Here is a 15854-nt window from a genome sequence, read left to right as displayed (position 1 = left end):
GCCTACCAGCGCAGCAGCACGAGTTCGGAGCAGAACCCGGGCCCCATCGCGACCACGAGGCCGGGCGTGCCGGCGAGCGGGCGGCGCAGCGCCAGGGTGTCCCGCAGGATGTGCAGGACGGAGGCCGAGGACAGATTGCCGACCTCGGCGAGCGAGCGCCACGACAGCTCCAGCGCACGGGCGGGCAGGTCCAGGGTGTCGCGCACCGCCTCCAGGACCTTCGGGCCGCCGGGGTGGCAGACCCAGGCCGTCACGTCCTGCGTCTTCAGGTCGTGGTCGGCCAGGAACGAGCGGACCTCGGGGCCGAGGTGGCGCTCCACCAGCCCGGGCAGGTCGCTGCCCAGGACGATACGGAAGCCCTCGTCCCCGATGTCCCAGCCGAGCAGGCGCTCGGTGTCCGGGTAGAGACGGCTGCGGGTCGCCACCACCACGGGCCCGCCCCCGCGGCCGCCGGGATGGTCCCGGCCCACGGCGACGACCGCCGCTGCGCCGTCCCCGAACAGCGAGCCCGCCACCATGTTGGCCGCCGAGTCGTCGGAGCGCTGGAGCGTGAGCGAGCACAGCTCGACGGACAGCAGCACCGCCACCTGGTCGGGCCTGCCGTCCAGGTAGTCGTGCAGCCGGGCGAGGCCGGCCGCGCCGCCCACGCAGCCGAGCCCGAAGACGGGCACCCGCTTCACGTCCGGGCGCAGCCCGAGGCAGCCGGCCAGCCGCGCCTCGATGGAGGGTGCGGCGATGCCGGTGACCGAGGTGGAGATGACCAGGTCCACGTCGCGCGCATGCAGCCCGGCCTCGTCGAGCGCCGTGCGCACCGCCTCCTCGCCGAGGTCCATCGCCACCTCGATGAAGCTGTCGTTGGCCTCGCCGAAGCCACCGAGCGTGCCGTAGCGCTCCAGCGGCAGGGCCAGGCGGCGGGTGCGCACGGTGGAGCCCGTGTGCAGCCGGTCGAACACCTGCCGCCGCTCCTCGCGCACGAGCCCCATGGCCAGCAGCGCGTCCCGGACTTCGCCCTGCTCGTACCGGTGCCGCGGGAGCACTCCCTGGACGGCGGCGATTCGCGTCATCACCCGACCATATAAATGAATCACAGAAAAAGAAGCGAAATAGGGACAAGTTGTTCATAGGTGTTGCCTTCGGTCGTGGCGACCCGTCAGAAGAGCGGCGCGGGCCTAGCATCGAGGCGTGCCGCGCACCAAAAGCCGTACCACTGCCGAGGGTGCCGAGGGTGCCGAGGGGCAGCGTGCACCGGCGCGCACGGCGGACGGTACCGCCGGGGCCGGGGCGTGGGCGCGGGCGCGCCGCGTGGTTTCCCCGGCGCGCGCACTGCTGCGGGCCTGCCACCCCGAACCCACGCTGGCCGTGACCGCCCTGATCACCCTCCTGGCGGCCGCCTCAGGCCACGGCCCCGCCGGCTGCCTGCTCCTGGCCTCGGCGGTGCTCACCGGGCAGTTGTCGGTGGGGTGGTGCAACGACCGGGCCGATCTGGCGCGGGACACCGCCGCGAAGCGCCGCGACAAGCCGCTGGTGACCGGTGGTGCGACGCCGCGGACGGTGGCGCTCGCGGCGGGCTGCGCCCTCGCGCTGTGCATCCCGCTCTCGCTGGCGAACGGGCCCGCGGCCGGCGCCGCCCACCTGACCGGGGTCGCCGCGGCGTGGAGCTACAACCTCGGTGTCAAGCGGACACGTGCGTCCTGGTTGCCGTACGCCCTGGCCTTCGGCCTGCTGCCGGCCTTCGTCACCCTCTCGCTCCCCGGTCGCCCGTGGCCGCCGGCCTGGTCGCTCGCCGCGGGCGCGCTGCTGGGCCTGGGCGCGCACATCACCAACGTGCTCCCGGACATCGACGACGACGTGGCGGCGGGGGTGCGCGGCCTGCCGCAGCGCCTTGGCGGGCGGTGGGCGCGGCTGCTCGGGCCCCTACCGCTGGTCGCGGCCTCCGCGGTCCTGGCGCTCGCCCCTCCGGGGCCGCCGGGCGCGGCGGGCTGGGCCGCGCTCGTGGTCACCGCCGCGCTGGCCGTGGCCACCGCGCTGCCCGGCAGGTCCGGCACCCGCAGCAGGGTGCCCTTCCTCGCCACCCTCGCGATGGCCGCGACCGCCGTGACGCTGCTCGTCCTGCACGGCGGCGCACTGGCCTGACGCGGCCGGGACGGCCGCCTGCCCGGGCACCTCCCCGGACGCCGGCGGGGCAGGGTCGTGCCGTATCCGAGTCGGTGACAAGCATCGACGCGAGTCCTGGCAGCGCGAGGCTCATGTCGGATTTCCGCCAGTCCCGGCGACCGCGGTGGGCCATGCTGGGGTCATGTACACCGACACCGAGCGGTGTGTACGCGCCGTCCAGTCGAAGGACGCCCGGTTCGACGGCTGGTTCTTCACCGCGGTGCTGACCACCGGAATCTACTGCCGGCCGAGCTGCCCCGCCGTACCGCCCAAGCCGGAGAACATGCGCTTCCACCCGAGCGCCGCGGCCTGCCAGGCCGCCGGTTTCCGGGCCTGCAAGCGCTGCCGTCCCGATGCCGCACCCGGCTCGCCCGAGTGGAACGAACGCGCCGATGCCGTCGCCCGCGCCATGCGGCTGATCGCCGACGGTGTGGTGGACCGCGAGGGCGTGCCGGGTTTGGCGGCCCGGCTCGGCTACAGCGCCCGGCAGGTCGAGCGGCAGCTTCGGGCCGAACTCGGCGCGGGACCGCTCGCGCTGGCCCGCGCGCAGCGCGCCCAGACCGCACGGCTGCTCGTCGAGACCACCGCATTGCCCATGGCCGAGATCGCCTTCGCCGCCGGCTTCGCCTCGATCCGCGCCTTCAACGACACCGTCCGCGAGGTCTACGCGCTCAGCCCCAGCGCACTACGGGCCCGGGTGCCGAAGACGTCCGGCGCGGCCGCCACCGCGGGCGTGCTCGTGCTCCGGCTGCCCTTCCGAGCGCCGCTCACCCCCGACAACCTCTTCGGGCACCTGGCCGCGACGGCCGTGCCGGGCGTCGAGGAGTGGCGCGACGGCGCCTACCGGCGCACGCTGAGGCTGCCCTACGGCCACGGCATCGTCGCCCTCGCCCCGGCCCCCGCCCACATCGACTGCCGGCTGACCCTCACCGATCTGCGCGACCTGCCGGTCGCCATCACCCGCTGCCGCCGCCTGCTCGACCTGGACGCCGATCCCGTCGCCGTGGACGACCGGCTGCGCACCGACGAACTGCTCGCTCCGCTCGTCGACAAGGCACCGGGGCGCCGGGTGCCGCGCACCGTCGACGAGGCGGAGTTCGCCGTCCGCGCGGTGCTCGGCCAGCAGGTGTCCACGGCCGCCGCGCGCACCCACGCCGCCCGCCTGGTCACCGCGCACGGCGAGCCGGTCGACGACCCGCACGGCGGCCTCACCCATCTCTTCCCCGCCCCCGGCGCGCTGGCGGCCCTCGATCCCGAGCGGCTCGCGATGCCGCGCAGCCGCCGCACCACCCTCACCACGCTCGTCGGCCGGCTGGCCGACGGCACCCTGCGGCTCGGCGCCGACAGCGACTGGGCCGAGGCCCGCGTCCGGCTCGCCGCCCTGCCCGGCTTCGGGCCCTGGACGGTGGAGCTGATCGCGATGCGCGCGCTGGGCGACCCGGACGCGTTCCTGCCGACCGACCTCGGCACCCGTCGCGCCGCCACCCTGACGGGCCTGCCGGGCACCCCGGCGGCACTCACCGCACGCGCCGCGGCCTGGCGGCCCTGGCGCTCCTACGCCGTGCAGTACCTGTGGGCCACCGACGACCACCCCATCAACGTCCTGCCGCCCCCCGCGGGCGCCACCAGCCCCCGGCGCGCCACCCCGCCGAACGACCCCGCCCCCCGCACACCGCCGCCCGACCCCGCGAAACAGGTGACACCGTGAACGCCCGGACCGTGCACACCCGTACGGACAGCCCCTACGGCCCGCTGACCCTGGTGGCCACCGACGGCGCCCTGTCCGGCCTCTACATGAGCGGCCAGCGGCACCGCCCCGCCGAGGAGGCGTTCGGCCCGCGGGCGGACCCCGGGGAGGCCCCTTTCCGTGCCGCGGTCGAGCAGTTGACGGCCTACTTCACGGGCGACCTCAAGGAGTTCGACCTGCCTCTGAGCCTCGGCGGGACCCCGTTCCAGCGGAGCGTCTGGCAGCAGCTCCAGCGCATCCCGTACGGCGAGACCCGCTCCTACGGCGAACTCGCCGACGCCCTCGGCAGCCCGAAGGCGTCCCGTGCCGTCGGTCTCGCCAACGGCAGGAACCCGGTCGGCATCATCGTGCCCTGCCACCGGGTGATCGGCGCGAGGGGCGATCTGACCGGGTACGGCGGCGGCCTCGACCGCAAACGGCGGCTGCTGGACTTCGAACGCGGGACGGCGCTCTTCTGAGCCGTGCGCGACCGGCGAGGTGCCGCGGCCCCGTGGCCCCGCGGGCCGTCGGGACCGAGCCCGCCGGTGACGGCGTCCCGGTGTCCGGTGCCGGGTGCCCGGCGCCCGCCCGGGCCCGGGCTCTCCGGGCGGGGAGGCCCTGGCTCGGGGCCGGCCCCGTGCGGGGTGCCGCGTACGGCGGTCAGTGGCCGCCCTCGGCGCCGAGCCGGCGCAGCAGCTCCGGCAGGGCGGTGCCGATGGGCTGCCGGACGACTTCGTCGGCTCGGTCGTCGTACGGCGTCGGCTCGGCGTTGACGATGATCAGCCGTGCGCCGTGGTCGGCGGCGAGTCCGGCGAGCCCCGCGGCGGGCTGCACCTGGAGGCTGCTGCCGACGGCGATGAACACCTGGCTGGCCCTGGTGACCGCGACGGCCTCGCCGAGGAGGACGGGGTCGAGCTGCTCGCCGAACATCACCGTGGCCGACTTCAGGATCCCGCCGCACTCCCGGCACGGCGGATCGTCCTCCCCGGCCTCGACCCGGGCGAGGGCGTCGGCCATGGGTCCCCGTGCGTGGCACCGCGTGCACACCACGCTCCGTGCGCTGCCGTGCAGTTCCAGGACCTTGCGGGGAGGCATCCCGGCCGACTGGTGCAACCCGTCCACGTTCTGCGTGATCACCCGGACCGGCGCACCGGAACGCTCCAACTCGGCCACCGCCCGGTGCGCGGCGTTCGGTTTCGCCTGCAGCGTCCGGTTCCTGCGCCGCATCTGCCAGGACCGCCGCCGGATGTCGGGATCCGCCATGTAGTACTGGTACGTCACGAGCTTCTCGGCCTCCGGGTCCTGCCGCCACAGCCCGTTCGGGCCGCGGTAGTCGGGGATCCCGGAGTCGGTGGAGATGCCTGCGCCGCTGAGGATCGCGAGGAGGGGCGTGGTCATGCGACCGAGCGTAGGTGCCGGGGCCCATGAGGGGCGAGGCGTTTGCGCGGTGACGGTCGGCCCACGGGGCGGGCGGCCGTTGCGCCGGCACACCGGTTCGCCCGCGCGTACCGGCTGACGGCCCGGCACGCCGGGCGACCCCCGGCGAAACCGCGACGCCCTCCGCCACCCGTACCGGTCCACCCGTACCGGTCCACCCGTACCGGCCCGCCCGTACCCGGCCCCCCGACCGGGTCGGGGCGCGGTGCTCGTCGCGGACGAGGGCGGCGGCGCTGCGGGGCGCGGTGGGCGGCCGGGGCCGCGTCAGGGGGAGATGGCGCCGGGAGGGCTTGCCGCCGGCGGTCCCCGCTCGTACCCACGGCGGGCGCGCGTCATCCCACGCGGTGGCCGTCCTCCAGTTCCGCGGGGCCCGAACCGGCGTCCAGGGCCTCCAGCGCGGCGAGCACGCGGCGCGTGGTCGTGGGCGGCAGATGGCCGCCCAGGTCGTCGGGCGCGACCATGCGCCAGGACAGCAGCTCCTCCTCCTGGAGCCGGATCGAGGCCAGCTCCCCGGCGGTCAGCACGCCGCCGTCGTAGAGGTACGCGACGACGGGCGGCCGGCCGCTGCCGCGCGCCCAGTCCACCGCGAGGAGCCGGCCGGGCTCGATGTCGAGGCCGATCTCCTCGGCCGTCTCGCGCCGCGCGCCCTGCCGGGGCGTCTCGCCCTCGTCCGACTCGACGGTGCCGCCCGGCAGGCCCCAGCCCTCGCGGTAGTTCGGCTCGACGAGCAGCACCCGGCCCCCGGTGTCGCGGAACAGGGTGGCGGCTCCGGCGAGGACGCGCGGAAGGCCCGCGATGTACGCGGCGTAGGCGGGGTCAGCGGCGGCCGCCCCTGTGCCCGGGGGGTTCGCGGCGGCAGGCGACCCGAGGGCCGATGCGGTCGGGGCCGTGGCGGCCGCCGCCCCGGCGGATCCGGCGGACCCGGCGGGGTCGGGGCCGGCGGCGGTGGCGGTGGTCGGTCGGGGACGGGGGTCAGGATCGGCTTGGGTGTCGGTGTCCGCAGCAGTCACACCGACAGCGTAGTTGCGGCCCGCGCGGGCCCCGCCCGTATTCGCCCGCCGTCCGCACCGTGGCCGCCGTGGGCAGCGTCCCGCCGCTCCGGTTAAGGTCGCAGCGGCGCGACTGCCTTGACGTGCGCAGGGCCACGCAAGGCCGGATGAGCAAGGGGAATGCAAGGTGGCTGACGCTCCAGTGACGAAGACCTCGCCGAGTGCGACGACCCCCGCGGGTACCGGCCGGGACACCACCGGCGCCGGACCCGCCGCGGCCGGTGCCGGGCCGGTGCCGGCCGGCGCTCCGTCGCCCGACGCCGAGACGGTGCCCCGCACGGGACCGCGGCGGGTACTGATAGCCGCGGACAAGTTCAAGGGCTCGCTCACCGCCGTACAGGTGGCGCAGCGGCTCACCGCGGGCCTGCGCCGGGTGGTGCCGGACCTCGCGGTCGAGGCGCTGCCGGTCGCCGACGGCGGCGACGGCACGGTGGACGCGGCGGTCGCCGCGGGCTTCGAGCGCCATCAGGTGCCGGTGACCGGGCCGCTCGGCGACCAGGTGCGAGCGGCCTTCGCGCTGCGCGGTGACACCGCCGTCGTGGAGATGGCCGAGGCCGCCGGACTCCAGCTCCTGCCCCGCGGAGCGTTCGCGCCGCTCACCGCCACCACCTACGGCGCAGGCGAGCTGCTGCGCGCCGCGCTGGACGCCGGGGCCCGCACGGTCGTCTTCGGTGTGGGCGGCAGCGCGACGACCGACGGCGGCGCCGGAATGCTCGTGGCACTCGGCGCACGGCTGCTGACCGCCGGCGGCAGTCCGGTCGCGCCCGGCGGCGGCCCGCTGGGCACCCTGGCCACCGCCGACCTGAGCGGTCTCGACGCACGCCTGGCCGAGGTCGACGTCGTGCTCGCCAGCGACGTCGACAACCCGCTGACCGGCCCTAAGGGCGCCGCGGCCGTGTACGGGCCGCAGAAGGGCGCGACCTGGGCGGACGTGGCGGTGCTGGACGCGTCACTCGCGCACTTCGCCGAGGTCCTGGGCGCAGCCGCCGGGCCCCGGGCCCTGGAGCTGGCGGCCGCTCCCGGCGCCGGAGCGGCCGGCGGCATCGGATACGGGGCGCTGGTGGGCCTCGGAGCACGCTTCAGGCCGGGTATCGAGGTGATGCTCGACGTGCTCGGCTTCGCGCCGGCGCTGCGCAGGTCGACGCTCGTCATCACGGGGGAGGGCTCGCTGGACGAGCAGACGCTGCACGGCAAGGCCCCTGCCGGTGTCGCGGCGGCGGCCGGGGCCGCGGGCAAGGACGTCATCGCGGTCTGCGGCCGCCTTGCGCTGCGCCCCGGCGCACTGGCCGACGCGGGCATACGGCGCGCCTACGCGCTGACGGACATCGAGCCCGACGTCGGGCGCTGCATCGCCGAGGCCGGGCCCCTGCTGGAGTCCCTCGGCGAACGGATCGCGCACGACCTGCCGGGGTAGGAAGCCGCCCGCCCGCCGTGGCGGACGGGGTACCTGCCGTGGCTGGGCGGCCGTGTCGCGCCCCGCTCGCCTGCGAACGCACGTGGGCCCGGGCCCTTCGAGGAGGACCCGGGCCCACGGACAGCGGCGGATGCCGGCCCCTACGGGAGCTGCGCCGCCCGGGCCTCGCGGCGGTTGTCGCGGAAGTTGTTCACCCGGCGGGCCGTGGCGAACAGCGGGATCACCGCGCCCAGCACCAACTGGAGCGAGCAGCCGGTCTGCAGCAGGAGCTGCCCGCCGGGTGCGTCGAAGGCCCATGCGGCCAGCAGCCCGATGCTCAGCACGATCCAGGACAACATCGCCGCCGCGAGGCGGCCCCGCGGCTTCGGGTACTCGACGCGGCTCACCATCAGCCACGCGGTGCCGATGATCGCCATCAGGGTGGCGACGAACGGCAGCTCGAGCAGCACGATCGAGACGACCGTCAGCGCCCCGAACGGGCTCGGCATGCCCTGGAACATGCCGTCCTTGAGCGTCACGCACGAGAATCTGGCGAGCCGCAGCACCACGGCGAGCAGCACCACGATCGCACCCACCGCCGCCACCCGCTGGTGGGCGTCGTCCGCGACCATGCCGTAGACGAGGACGAAGTAGGCGGGTGCGAGGCCGAAGCTGATCAGGTCGGAGAGGTTGTCAAGCTCGGCCCCCATCGGCGAGCTGCGCAGCTTGCGCGCCACCAGGCCGTCGCAGAGGTCGAAGACGGCGGCGCACAGCATCAGGATCACGGCGGTGGCCGCCGAATGGCGGGCCATGCCCGACTCGGCACTGCCCGTCAGGTGCGGGATGAGGATGCCCGTGGTGGTGAAGTACACCGCCATGAAGCCGCAGGTCGCGTTGCCGAGGGTGAGGGTGTCCGCTATCGACAGGCGCAGGGACAGCGGCATCTCCTCGCCGTCGTCGTCCTGCTCGGACTCCGGCACCCAGCCGGCCTGTGTCTCCGGATCAATCACGGTCAAGGCGCGTCACCCCAGCCACCGTCTTCTGACCGACCTCGACCGCGACCTCCACACCGCGGGGGAGGTAGAGGTCGACCCTGGAGCCGAACCGGATGAGTCCGATCCGCTCGCCCTGCTCGACCTTGCTGCCCTGGGTGAGGTACGGCACGATACGGCGCGCCACGGCACCGGCGATCTGCACCATCTCGATGTCACCGAGCTCGGTGTCGAAGTGCCAGACGACGCGCTCGTTGTTCTCGCTCTCCTTGTTGAACGCCGGGACGAAACCACCCGGAACGTGCTCCACGGAGGTGATGCTGCCGGCCAGCGGTGCACGGTTGACGTGCACGTTCAGCGGGCTCATGAAGATCGCGACACGGGTGCGCCCGTCCTTCCACGGCATGATGCTCTGCACCACACCGTCGGCGGGCGAGATCACCCGACCGGCGGCGACGGTGCGCTCGGGGTCGCGGAAGAACCACAGCATGCCCACCGCGAGGGCGGTGGTGGGCACGGCGAGGACGGTCGCGGTCCGCGACCGGGGGGCACGCAGGGAGCGGGCCACGCTCAGGGCTGCGGTGGCGACGGTCGGCAGAAGCCACGGCGATGCTCCGCGCGCGAGTCGTCCTTTGAGGAGGCTGTCGCGTGGTGCAGAGGTTTGGCTGTGGGGCATGGATGACCTTCGTAGCGGATGATGCCGCGCAGGAAAGGGGGACGGCGGCTTTCCGGCGATCGTATCGGTTACGGGCCGCAACTCGGCAAGCGAGGAAGCCGAGTCGGTGGCCGGTACGTGATGACCGCGGGTGACGTTCTCCTCGGGAAATCCGCTCGGGACCCGGAAACTATCCCTGGTACCGATACTCCTCGAGGAGCCGCCGCCCGATGATCATTTTCTGGATTTCGGCGGTACCTTCGCCGATCAGCAGCATCGGGGCCTCCCGGTAGAGGCGCTCGATCTCGTACTCCTTCGAGAAGCCGTAGCCGCCGTGGATCCGGAAGGCGTCTTCCACCACCTCTTTGCAGTACTCGGAGGCGAGGTACTTCGCCATCCCTGCTTCAAGGTCGTTTCGCTCCCCGGAGTCCTTTTTGCGCGCTGCGTTCACCATCATGGCATGAGCCGCCTCAACCTTGGTAGCCATCTCCGCCAGCTTGAACTGAACCGCCTGGTGCTGGGCGATCGGCCGGCCGAAGGTGTGCCGCTGCTGGGCGTAGGCGATGCCCAGCTCGAAGGCGCGCCGGGCGACGCCGCAACCACGCGCTGCAACGTTGACGCGGCCGACCTCCACTCCGTCCATCATTTGGTAAAACCCTCGGCCGGTGGCCCCGCCGAGCACGCGGTCCGCGGGAACGCGCAGTCCATCCATGATGAATTCGGTGGTGTCCACACCTTTGTAGCCCATCTTCTCGATCTTCCCGGGGATGGTGAGACCGGGACGTACCTCGCCGAAGCCGGGCTCCTTCTCCACCAGGAAGGACGTCAGGGACCTGTGGGGAGCGTCACCCTCGGCGCGCCCCTCGCCCGTCCGGCACAGCACGGCCACCAGCGTGGAGGTTCCGCCGTTCGTCAGCCACATCTTCTGGCCGGTCAGCACGTACGCGTCGCCGTCCCGCACCGCCTTGGAGGTGATGGCCGCCACATCGGAGCCGAGCCCCGGCTCCGACATCGAGAACGCGCCCCGCACCTCGCCCGCCGCCATCCGGGGCAGGAAGCGCTCCCGCTGCTCCTGGGTGCCGTGCCGCTGGAGGAGGTACGCCACGATGAAGTGCGTGTTGATGATGCCGGACACCGACATCCAGCCCCTGGCGATCTCCTCCACGCACAGCGCGTACGTCAGCAGCGACTCGCCGAGACCCCCGTACTCCTCCGGGATCATCAGGCCGAAGAGCCCGAGTTCCCTGAGCCCGTCCACGATCGCCTGCGGGTACTCGTCCCGGTGCTCCAGCTCGGTGGCGACCGGGAGGATCTCCTTGTCGACGAAGTCACGGACCGTCGCGAGGATCTCCCGCTGGACGTCGGTGAGACCGTGGGTCTGGGCGAGTCGGCTCATGGCGTCACTTCTCCTGGCTCTCCGGGCTCCCGGGCCGTCCGGGCTCCGAGGGGGTCACTGGGCTGTGCGGGCTCACTGCGGGCGCGGGGTGTCCGGGGCCGCGGGGTGCGCGGGGTCGGGGCCCTGCGGGTGGCGGGGCTGCGGACGGCCGGGCTGTTCGCCGCCGTGCTCCTCGACGTACGCCCGCGTCGGTACCAGCACCTTGCGGCGGAAGGTGCACACCAGCGTGCCGTCCTGCTTGTGGCCCCGGGTCTCCACCTGCACGACGCCCCGGTCGGGCCGGGACCTGGACGGGGTCTTGTCCAGCACCGCCGTCTCGCCGTAGAGGGTGTCGCCGTGGAAGGTCGGCGCCACGTGCCGCAGCGACTCCACCTCCAGATTGGCGATCGCCTTGCCCGACACGTCGGGCACCGACATGCCGAGCAGCAGCGAGTAGACGTAGTTGCCCACCACGACGTTCCGCCCGAAGTCCGTGGCCCGCCCGGCGTAGTGCGCGTCCAGGTGCAGCGGGTGGTGGTTCATCGTCAGCAGGCAGAAGAGGTGGTCGTCGTACTCGGTGACCGTCTTGCCGGGCCAGTGCCGGTACACGGCGCCGACCTCGAACTCCTCGAAGGTGCGTCCGAACCGCATGCGCGTCACGCCTCCGGGGCCTCGAACGAGCTGGTGCGGCGCATGCCGGCGGCGCGCCCCTTGCCGGCGATCACCAGCGCCATCTTGCGGCTGGCCTCGTCGATCATCTCGTCGCCGAGCATCGCCGAGCCCTTCGCGCCGCCCGCCTCCGACGTGTGGTACGCGTAGGCGTCCAGGATCAGCTCGGCGTGGTCGTAGTCCTCCTGGGAGGGTGAGAAGACCTCGTTGGCGGCCGCCACCTGGCCCGGGTGCAGCACCCACTTGCCGTCGAAGCCGAGGGCCGCGGCCCGCTGCGCGACCGTTCGGAAGGCGTCCACGTCCCTGATCTGGAGGTAGGGGCCGTCGATGGCCTGCAGGTCGTGTGCGCGGGCGGCCATCAGGATCCGCATCAGGATGTAGTGGTACGCGTCGGCCGGATAACCGGGCGGCTGCTCGCCGACGACCAGCGACTTCATGTTGATCGACGCCATGAGGTCGGCGGGCCCGAAGACGATCGTCTCCAGCCGCGGGGAAGCGGCCGCGATCGCGTCGACGTTGACGAGGCCCCTGGCGTCCTCGATCTGCGCCTCGATGCCGATCCTGCCGACCTCGAAGCCCATCGTCTTCTCGATCTGCGTCAGCAGCAGGTCGAGCGCCACCACCTGCTGGGCGTCCTGGACCTTGGGCAGCATGATGCAGTCGAGACGTGCGCCCGCGCCCTCCACGACCGTGACGACGTCGCGGTAGGTCCACTCGGTCGTCCAGTCGTTGACCCGCACCACACGCGTCTTGCCCGTCCAGTCGCCCTCGTTGAGGAACCTGACGACGGTGTGCCGGGCCTCCGGCTTGGCGAGCGGCGCGCAGGCGTCCTCCAGATCGAGGAAGACCTGGTCCGCGGGGAGCGACTGGGCCTTCTCCAGGAAGCGCGGGTTGGAGCCGGGCACCGCGAGGCACGAGCGGCGCGGGCGCAGGCGGTTGACGGGGCCGGTCATGCGGGGACCTCCACGGGGTCGAGCTTGTTGGCTTGCCGGATCTCGTCGACGATACGGCCGATGATCTCCGTGATACCGAAGTCCTTCGGGGTGAAGACGGCGGCCACGCCCGCGCGCCGCAGCGCCTCGGCGTCATCGGCGGGGATGATGCCGCCCACGACCACCGGGACGTCCGCCGCACCTGCCGTCCGCAGCCGCCGCAGCACGTCGGGCACCAGCGCGGTGTGCGCCCCGGACAGGATCGACAGGCCCACGCAGTGCACGTCCTCGGCGAGCGCGGCCGCCACGATCTCCCCGGGCGTCAGCCGGATGCCCTGGTAGACCACCTCGAAGCCGGCGTCCCTGGCGCGCACCGCGATCTGCTCGGCGCCGTTGGAGTGCCCGTCGAGCCCGGGCTTGCCGACCAGCAGCCGGAGCCTGCCGCAGCCCAGTTCCGCGGCCGTGCCCTGCACCGCGGCACGGACGTCGGCCAGCCCTGTGCCGTCCCGCGCGGGCACCGCGACCGGCACGGAGGAGACGCCGGTGGGGGCCCGGTACTCGCCGAACACCTCGCGCAGCGCGCCCGCCCACTCGCCCGTCGTCACGCCGGCGCGAGCGCACTCCAGCGTGGCCTCCATCAGGTTCTCGGTGCCGGCCGCGGCCTCCTTCAGCCGCTCCAGCGCCTTGCAGGGCCGGGGACGGTTGAACGGCGGTCGGCAGCGGGTGGCCCGCCAGCGGTCGAGCGCCGCCACCGCCTGTGCCTCCGCGCCGGGGTCCACGCTCAGCACGGCCGTGCCGAGGTCGGCCGTCAGCGGGCTGGGCTCGGTCGCCCGGTGGCAGTTGACGCCGACGATCTCCTCCTCGCCGGACTCGACACGGGCCCGGCGCGCCGCGTGCGAGGCCACCAGCCGTTCCTTCAGGTAGCCCGACTCGACGGCCGCGAGCACGCCGCCCATCTCCTCGATGCGTTCCATCTCGGTGAGCGACCGCTCCACCAGCCCGGCCACCTCGGTCTCGATGACGTCGGAGCCGGCGAAGATGTCGTCGTACTCCAGGAGGTCGCTCTCATGGGCGAGGACCTGCTGGATGCGCAGCGACCACTGCTGGTCCCAGGGCCGCGGAAGCCCCAGCGCCTCGTTCCAGGCGGGCAGTTGCACGGCACGTGCGCGGGCGTCCTTGGAGAGGGTCACCGCCAGCATCTCCAGCACGATCCGCTGGACGTTGTTCTCCGGCTGCGACTCGGTCAGACCGAGGCTGTTCACCTGCACGCCGTAGCGGAACCGGCGCTGCCGGGCGTCCTCGATGCCGTACCGCTCGCGGGTGATGCGGTCCCAGAGGCGGCCGAAGGCGCGCATCTTGCACATCTCCTCGACGAAGCGGACCCCGGCGCTGACGAAGAACGAGACCCGGCCGACCACCTCCCCGCGGCGCTCCTCGGGAACCTGACCGCGGGCGAAGACCGCGTCCAGCACGGTGACCGCGGTGGAGAGCGCGAAGGCGATCTCCTGGACGGGCGTCGCCCCGGCCTCCTGGAGGTGGTAGCTGCAGATGTTGACCGGGTTCCACTTCGGCATGCGGTGGACGGTGTACGCGATCAGGTCCGTGGTCAGCCGCAGGGACGGGCCCGGTGGGAAGACGTACGTCCCGCGGGACAGGTACTCCTTGACGATGTCGTTCTGCGTGGTGCCGGCCAGCCGGGCGATGCCGCCCTCGTCGAGTCCCTGCTCCTCGGCGAGGACCTGGTAGAGGGCCAGCAGCCACATGGCGGTGGCGTTGATGGTCATCGAGGTGTTGGTGCGCTCCAGCGGGATGCCCTCGAAGAGGCTGCGCATGTCGCCCAGGTGCGCGACGGGCACCCCCACCCGGCCGACCTCGCCGCGCGCGAGCACGTGGTCGGGGTCGTAACCGGTCTGCGTGGGCAGGTCGAAGGCCACCGACAGGCCGGTCTGGCCGTGCGCGAGGCCCTGCCGGTACAGGGCGTTGGACGCCTGCGCGGTGGAGTGTCCCGCGTAGGTCCGCATGAGCCAGGGCCGGTCCTTGGCACGCCCGGCCGGGTACTCGGTCATGGCTCTCCTCACGGGGTGCGGAAGCGGTTGATGGCGTCGAGGTGGCGGGCCCGCAGCTCGGGGTCGCGCACGCCGAGCCCCTCCCGGGGCGCGAGCGCGAGTACGCCGACCTTGCCGTGGTGGAGGTTGCAGTGCACGTCGTACGCCGCCTGGCCGGTCTCCGCCAGCGGGTACACGCGCGACAGCGTCGGATGGATCCGGCCCTTGGCGACGAGCCGGTTGGCCTCCCACGCCTCCCGGTAGTTGGCGAAGTGCGAACCGATGATCCGCTTGAGCGACATCCACAGGTAGCGGTTGTCGTACTCGTGCCGGTAGCCGGACGTGGAGGCGCAGGTGACGATGGCCCCGCCCTTGCGGGTCACGTACACCGAGGCGCCGAAGGTCTCACGGCCCGGGTGCTCGAAGACGATGTCGACGTCCTCGCCGCCCGTCAGATCCCTGATCCTCTTCCCGAACCGCTTCCACTCGCGCGGGTCCTGGTGGTCCTCGTCCGCCCAGAAGGCATAGCCCTCCGCGCTGCGGTCGATGACGGCCTCCGCGCCCATGGCCCGGCAGATCTCCGCCTTCCGCGGGCTGCTCACCACGCAGATCGGGGTGGCGCCGCCGGCCAGCGCGAACTGTGTGGCGTACGAGCCGAGCCCGCCGCCGGCGCCCCAGACGAGGACGTTGTCGCCCTGCTTCATCCCCGCGCCGTTGCGCGACACGAGCTGGCGGTAGGCGGTGGAGTTGACCAGCCCGGGGGAGGCGGCCTCCTCCCAGGTCAGATGGCGCGGCTTGGGCATCAGTTGGTTGGACTTGACGAGGGCCAGCTCGGCGAGGCCGCCGAAGTTGGTCTCGAAGCCCCAGATGCGCTGCTCGGGGTCGAGCATGGTGTCGTTGTGGCCGTCGGAGGACTCCAGCTCCACGGACAGGCAGTGCGCCACCACCTCGTCGCCCGGACGCCAGGCGGTCACACCGGCGCCGGTGCGCAGCACCACGCCCGCGAGGTCGGAGCCGATGACGTGGTACGGCAGGTCGTGGCGTGCCGCCAGATCACCGAGGCGGCCGTAGCGTTCGAGGAAGGCGAAGGTCGGCAGCGGCTCGAAGAGCGAGGTCCACACGGAGTTGTAGTTCACGGATGAGGCCATGACGGCCACCAGGGCCTCGCCGGGCCCCAGCTCGGGCACGGGAACCTCGTCGAGGTGCAGCGACTTGCGGGGGTCCTTCTCGCGGGTGGCGAGGCCGTCGAACATGTCGGTCTCGTCCTTGTGCACGGTCACCGCGCGGTAGCTGTCGGGCAGGGGCAGGGCCGCGAAGTCCGCGGCCGTGACGGTGGCGGTGGGTGTCGGCGGCTGTGCCGACTGCGCGTGGATCGCGTCCAGGATTTCCTTCACGGTGGTGCCTCCGGCGAGGGGTTCTCCCGGCGC

Annotated in this window: 13 protein-coding genes and 1 pseudogene; 4 read left to right on the top strand and 10 right to left on the bottom strand. The window is 73.3% G+C overall.

The features are described from left to right. Positions 1 to 2: 2 nt before the first annotated feature. Complete coding sequence (locus tag IE313_RS26425) at positions 3 to 1064, bottom strand: type III polyketide synthase (protein WP_189936484.1); 1062 nt, start codon at positions 1062 to 1064, stop codon at positions 3 to 5. A 118-nt stretch (positions 1065 to 1182) separates the two neighbouring features. Here IE313_RS26425 and IE313_RS26420 point away from each other — a divergent pair, with 118 nt between their 5' ends. The 3 genes and pseudogenes from IE313_RS26420 to IE313_RS26410 all read left to right on the top strand — a co-directional run bounded on the left by IE313_RS26420 (position 1183) and on the right by IE313_RS26410 (position 4359). After that, a complete protein-coding gene (locus tag IE313_RS26420; RefSeq protein WP_229924972.1) occupies positions 1183 to 2133 on the top strand; it encodes a UbiA family prenyltransferase in 951 nt (316 codons plus the stop codon). A 163-nt stretch (positions 2134 to 2296) separates the two neighbouring features. After that, a pseudogene (locus tag IE313_RS26415) lies at positions 2297 to 3763 on the top strand (AlkA N-terminal domain-containing protein); the annotation flags it as partial. 95 nt (positions 3764 to 3858) lie between these two features. After that, the gene (locus tag IE313_RS26410) at positions 3859 to 4359 is read left to right on the top strand and encodes a methylated-DNA--[protein]-cysteine S-methyltransferase (RefSeq protein ID WP_229924971.1); all 501 of its coding nucleotides are present in this window, start codon (positions 3859 to 3861) and stop codon (positions 4357 to 4359) included. Positions 4360 to 4540: 181 nt separating this feature from the next. On the opposite strand, the gene IE313_RS26405 is transcribed toward IE313_RS26410, so the two are convergent. Beyond that, positions 4541 to 5278: an SIR2 family NAD-dependent protein deacylase gene (locus IE313_RS26405; protein WP_189936480.1), complete on the bottom strand. Its 738-nt coding sequence runs from the start codon at positions 5276 to 5278 to the stop codon at positions 4541 to 4543. A 371-nt stretch (positions 5279 to 5649) separates the two neighbouring features. Then, positions 5650 to 6114 (bottom strand): NUDIX domain-containing protein, encoded by a 465-nt coding sequence (locus IE313_RS26400; RefSeq protein WP_189936613.1) that lies wholly within the window; start codon positions 6112 to 6114, stop codon positions 5650 to 5652. Between the two features lie 484 nt (positions 6115 to 6598). Between IE313_RS26400 and IE313_RS26395 the strand changes: the two genes are divergently transcribed. Next, positions 6599 to 7780: a glycerate kinase gene (locus IE313_RS26395; protein WP_373317076.1), complete on the top strand. Its 1182-nt coding sequence runs from the start codon at positions 6599 to 6601 to the stop codon at positions 7778 to 7780. 140 nt (positions 7781 to 7920) lie between these two features. On the opposite strand, the gene pssA is transcribed toward IE313_RS26395, so the two are convergent. The 7 genes from pssA to ccrA all read right to left on the bottom strand — a co-directional run bounded on the left by pssA (position 7921) and on the right by ccrA (position 15821). After that, positions 7921 to 8775, bottom strand: a complete 855-nt coding sequence (pssA, locus tag IE313_RS26390) for a CDP-diacylglycerol--serine O-phosphatidyltransferase (RefSeq protein ID WP_189936477.1) — start codon at positions 8773 to 8775, stop codon at positions 7921 to 7923. Continuing rightward, positions 8762 to 9427 (bottom strand): phosphatidylserine decarboxylase, encoded by a 666-nt coding sequence (locus tag IE313_RS26385; RefSeq protein ID WP_189936475.1) that lies wholly within the window; start codon positions 9425 to 9427, stop codon positions 8762 to 8764. The genes pssA and IE313_RS26385 overlap by 14 nt, the downstream gene beginning before the upstream one ends. Positions 9428 to 9596: 169 nt before the next feature. After that, the gene (locus tag IE313_RS26380; RefSeq protein WP_189936472.1) at positions 9597 to 10802 is read right to left on the bottom strand and encodes an acyl-CoA dehydrogenase family protein; all 1206 of its coding nucleotides are present in this window, start codon (positions 10800 to 10802) and stop codon (positions 9597 to 9599) included. 72 nt (positions 10803 to 10874) lie between these two features. Then, positions 10875 to 11432, bottom strand: coding sequence for a MaoC family dehydratase (locus IE313_RS26375; RefSeq protein WP_189936470.1), 558 nt, complete (start codon positions 11430 to 11432; stop codon positions 10875 to 10877). Positions 11433 to 11437: 5 nt separating this feature from the next. After that, positions 11438 to 12403: an HpcH/HpaI aldolase/citrate lyase family protein gene (locus IE313_RS26370; RefSeq protein WP_189936468.1), complete on the bottom strand. Its 966-nt coding sequence runs from the start codon at positions 12401 to 12403 to the stop codon at positions 11438 to 11440. Then, a complete protein-coding gene (locus tag IE313_RS26365; RefSeq protein WP_189936466.1) occupies positions 12400 to 14448 on the bottom strand; it encodes an ethylmalonyl-CoA mutase in 2049 nt (682 codons plus the stop codon). The genes IE313_RS26370 and IE313_RS26365 overlap by 4 nt, the downstream gene beginning before the upstream one ends. An 8-nt stretch (positions 14449 to 14456) precedes the next feature. Next, on the bottom strand, positions 14457 to 15821 hold the full coding sequence (ccrA, locus tag IE313_RS26360) for a crotonyl-CoA carboxylase/reductase (protein WP_189936464.1): 1365 nt from the start codon (positions 15819 to 15821) through the stop codon (positions 14457 to 14459). Positions 15822 to 15854 lie beyond the last annotated feature (33 nt).

This window comes from Streptomyces sulfonofaciens (assembly GCF_014656295.1).
In the GTDB taxonomy this organism is placed as follows: domain Bacteria; phylum Actinomycetota; class Actinomycetes; order Streptomycetales; family Streptomycetaceae; genus Streptomyces; species Streptomyces sulfonofaciens.
This window is presented reverse-complemented; position numbering and strand designations above follow the sequence as displayed.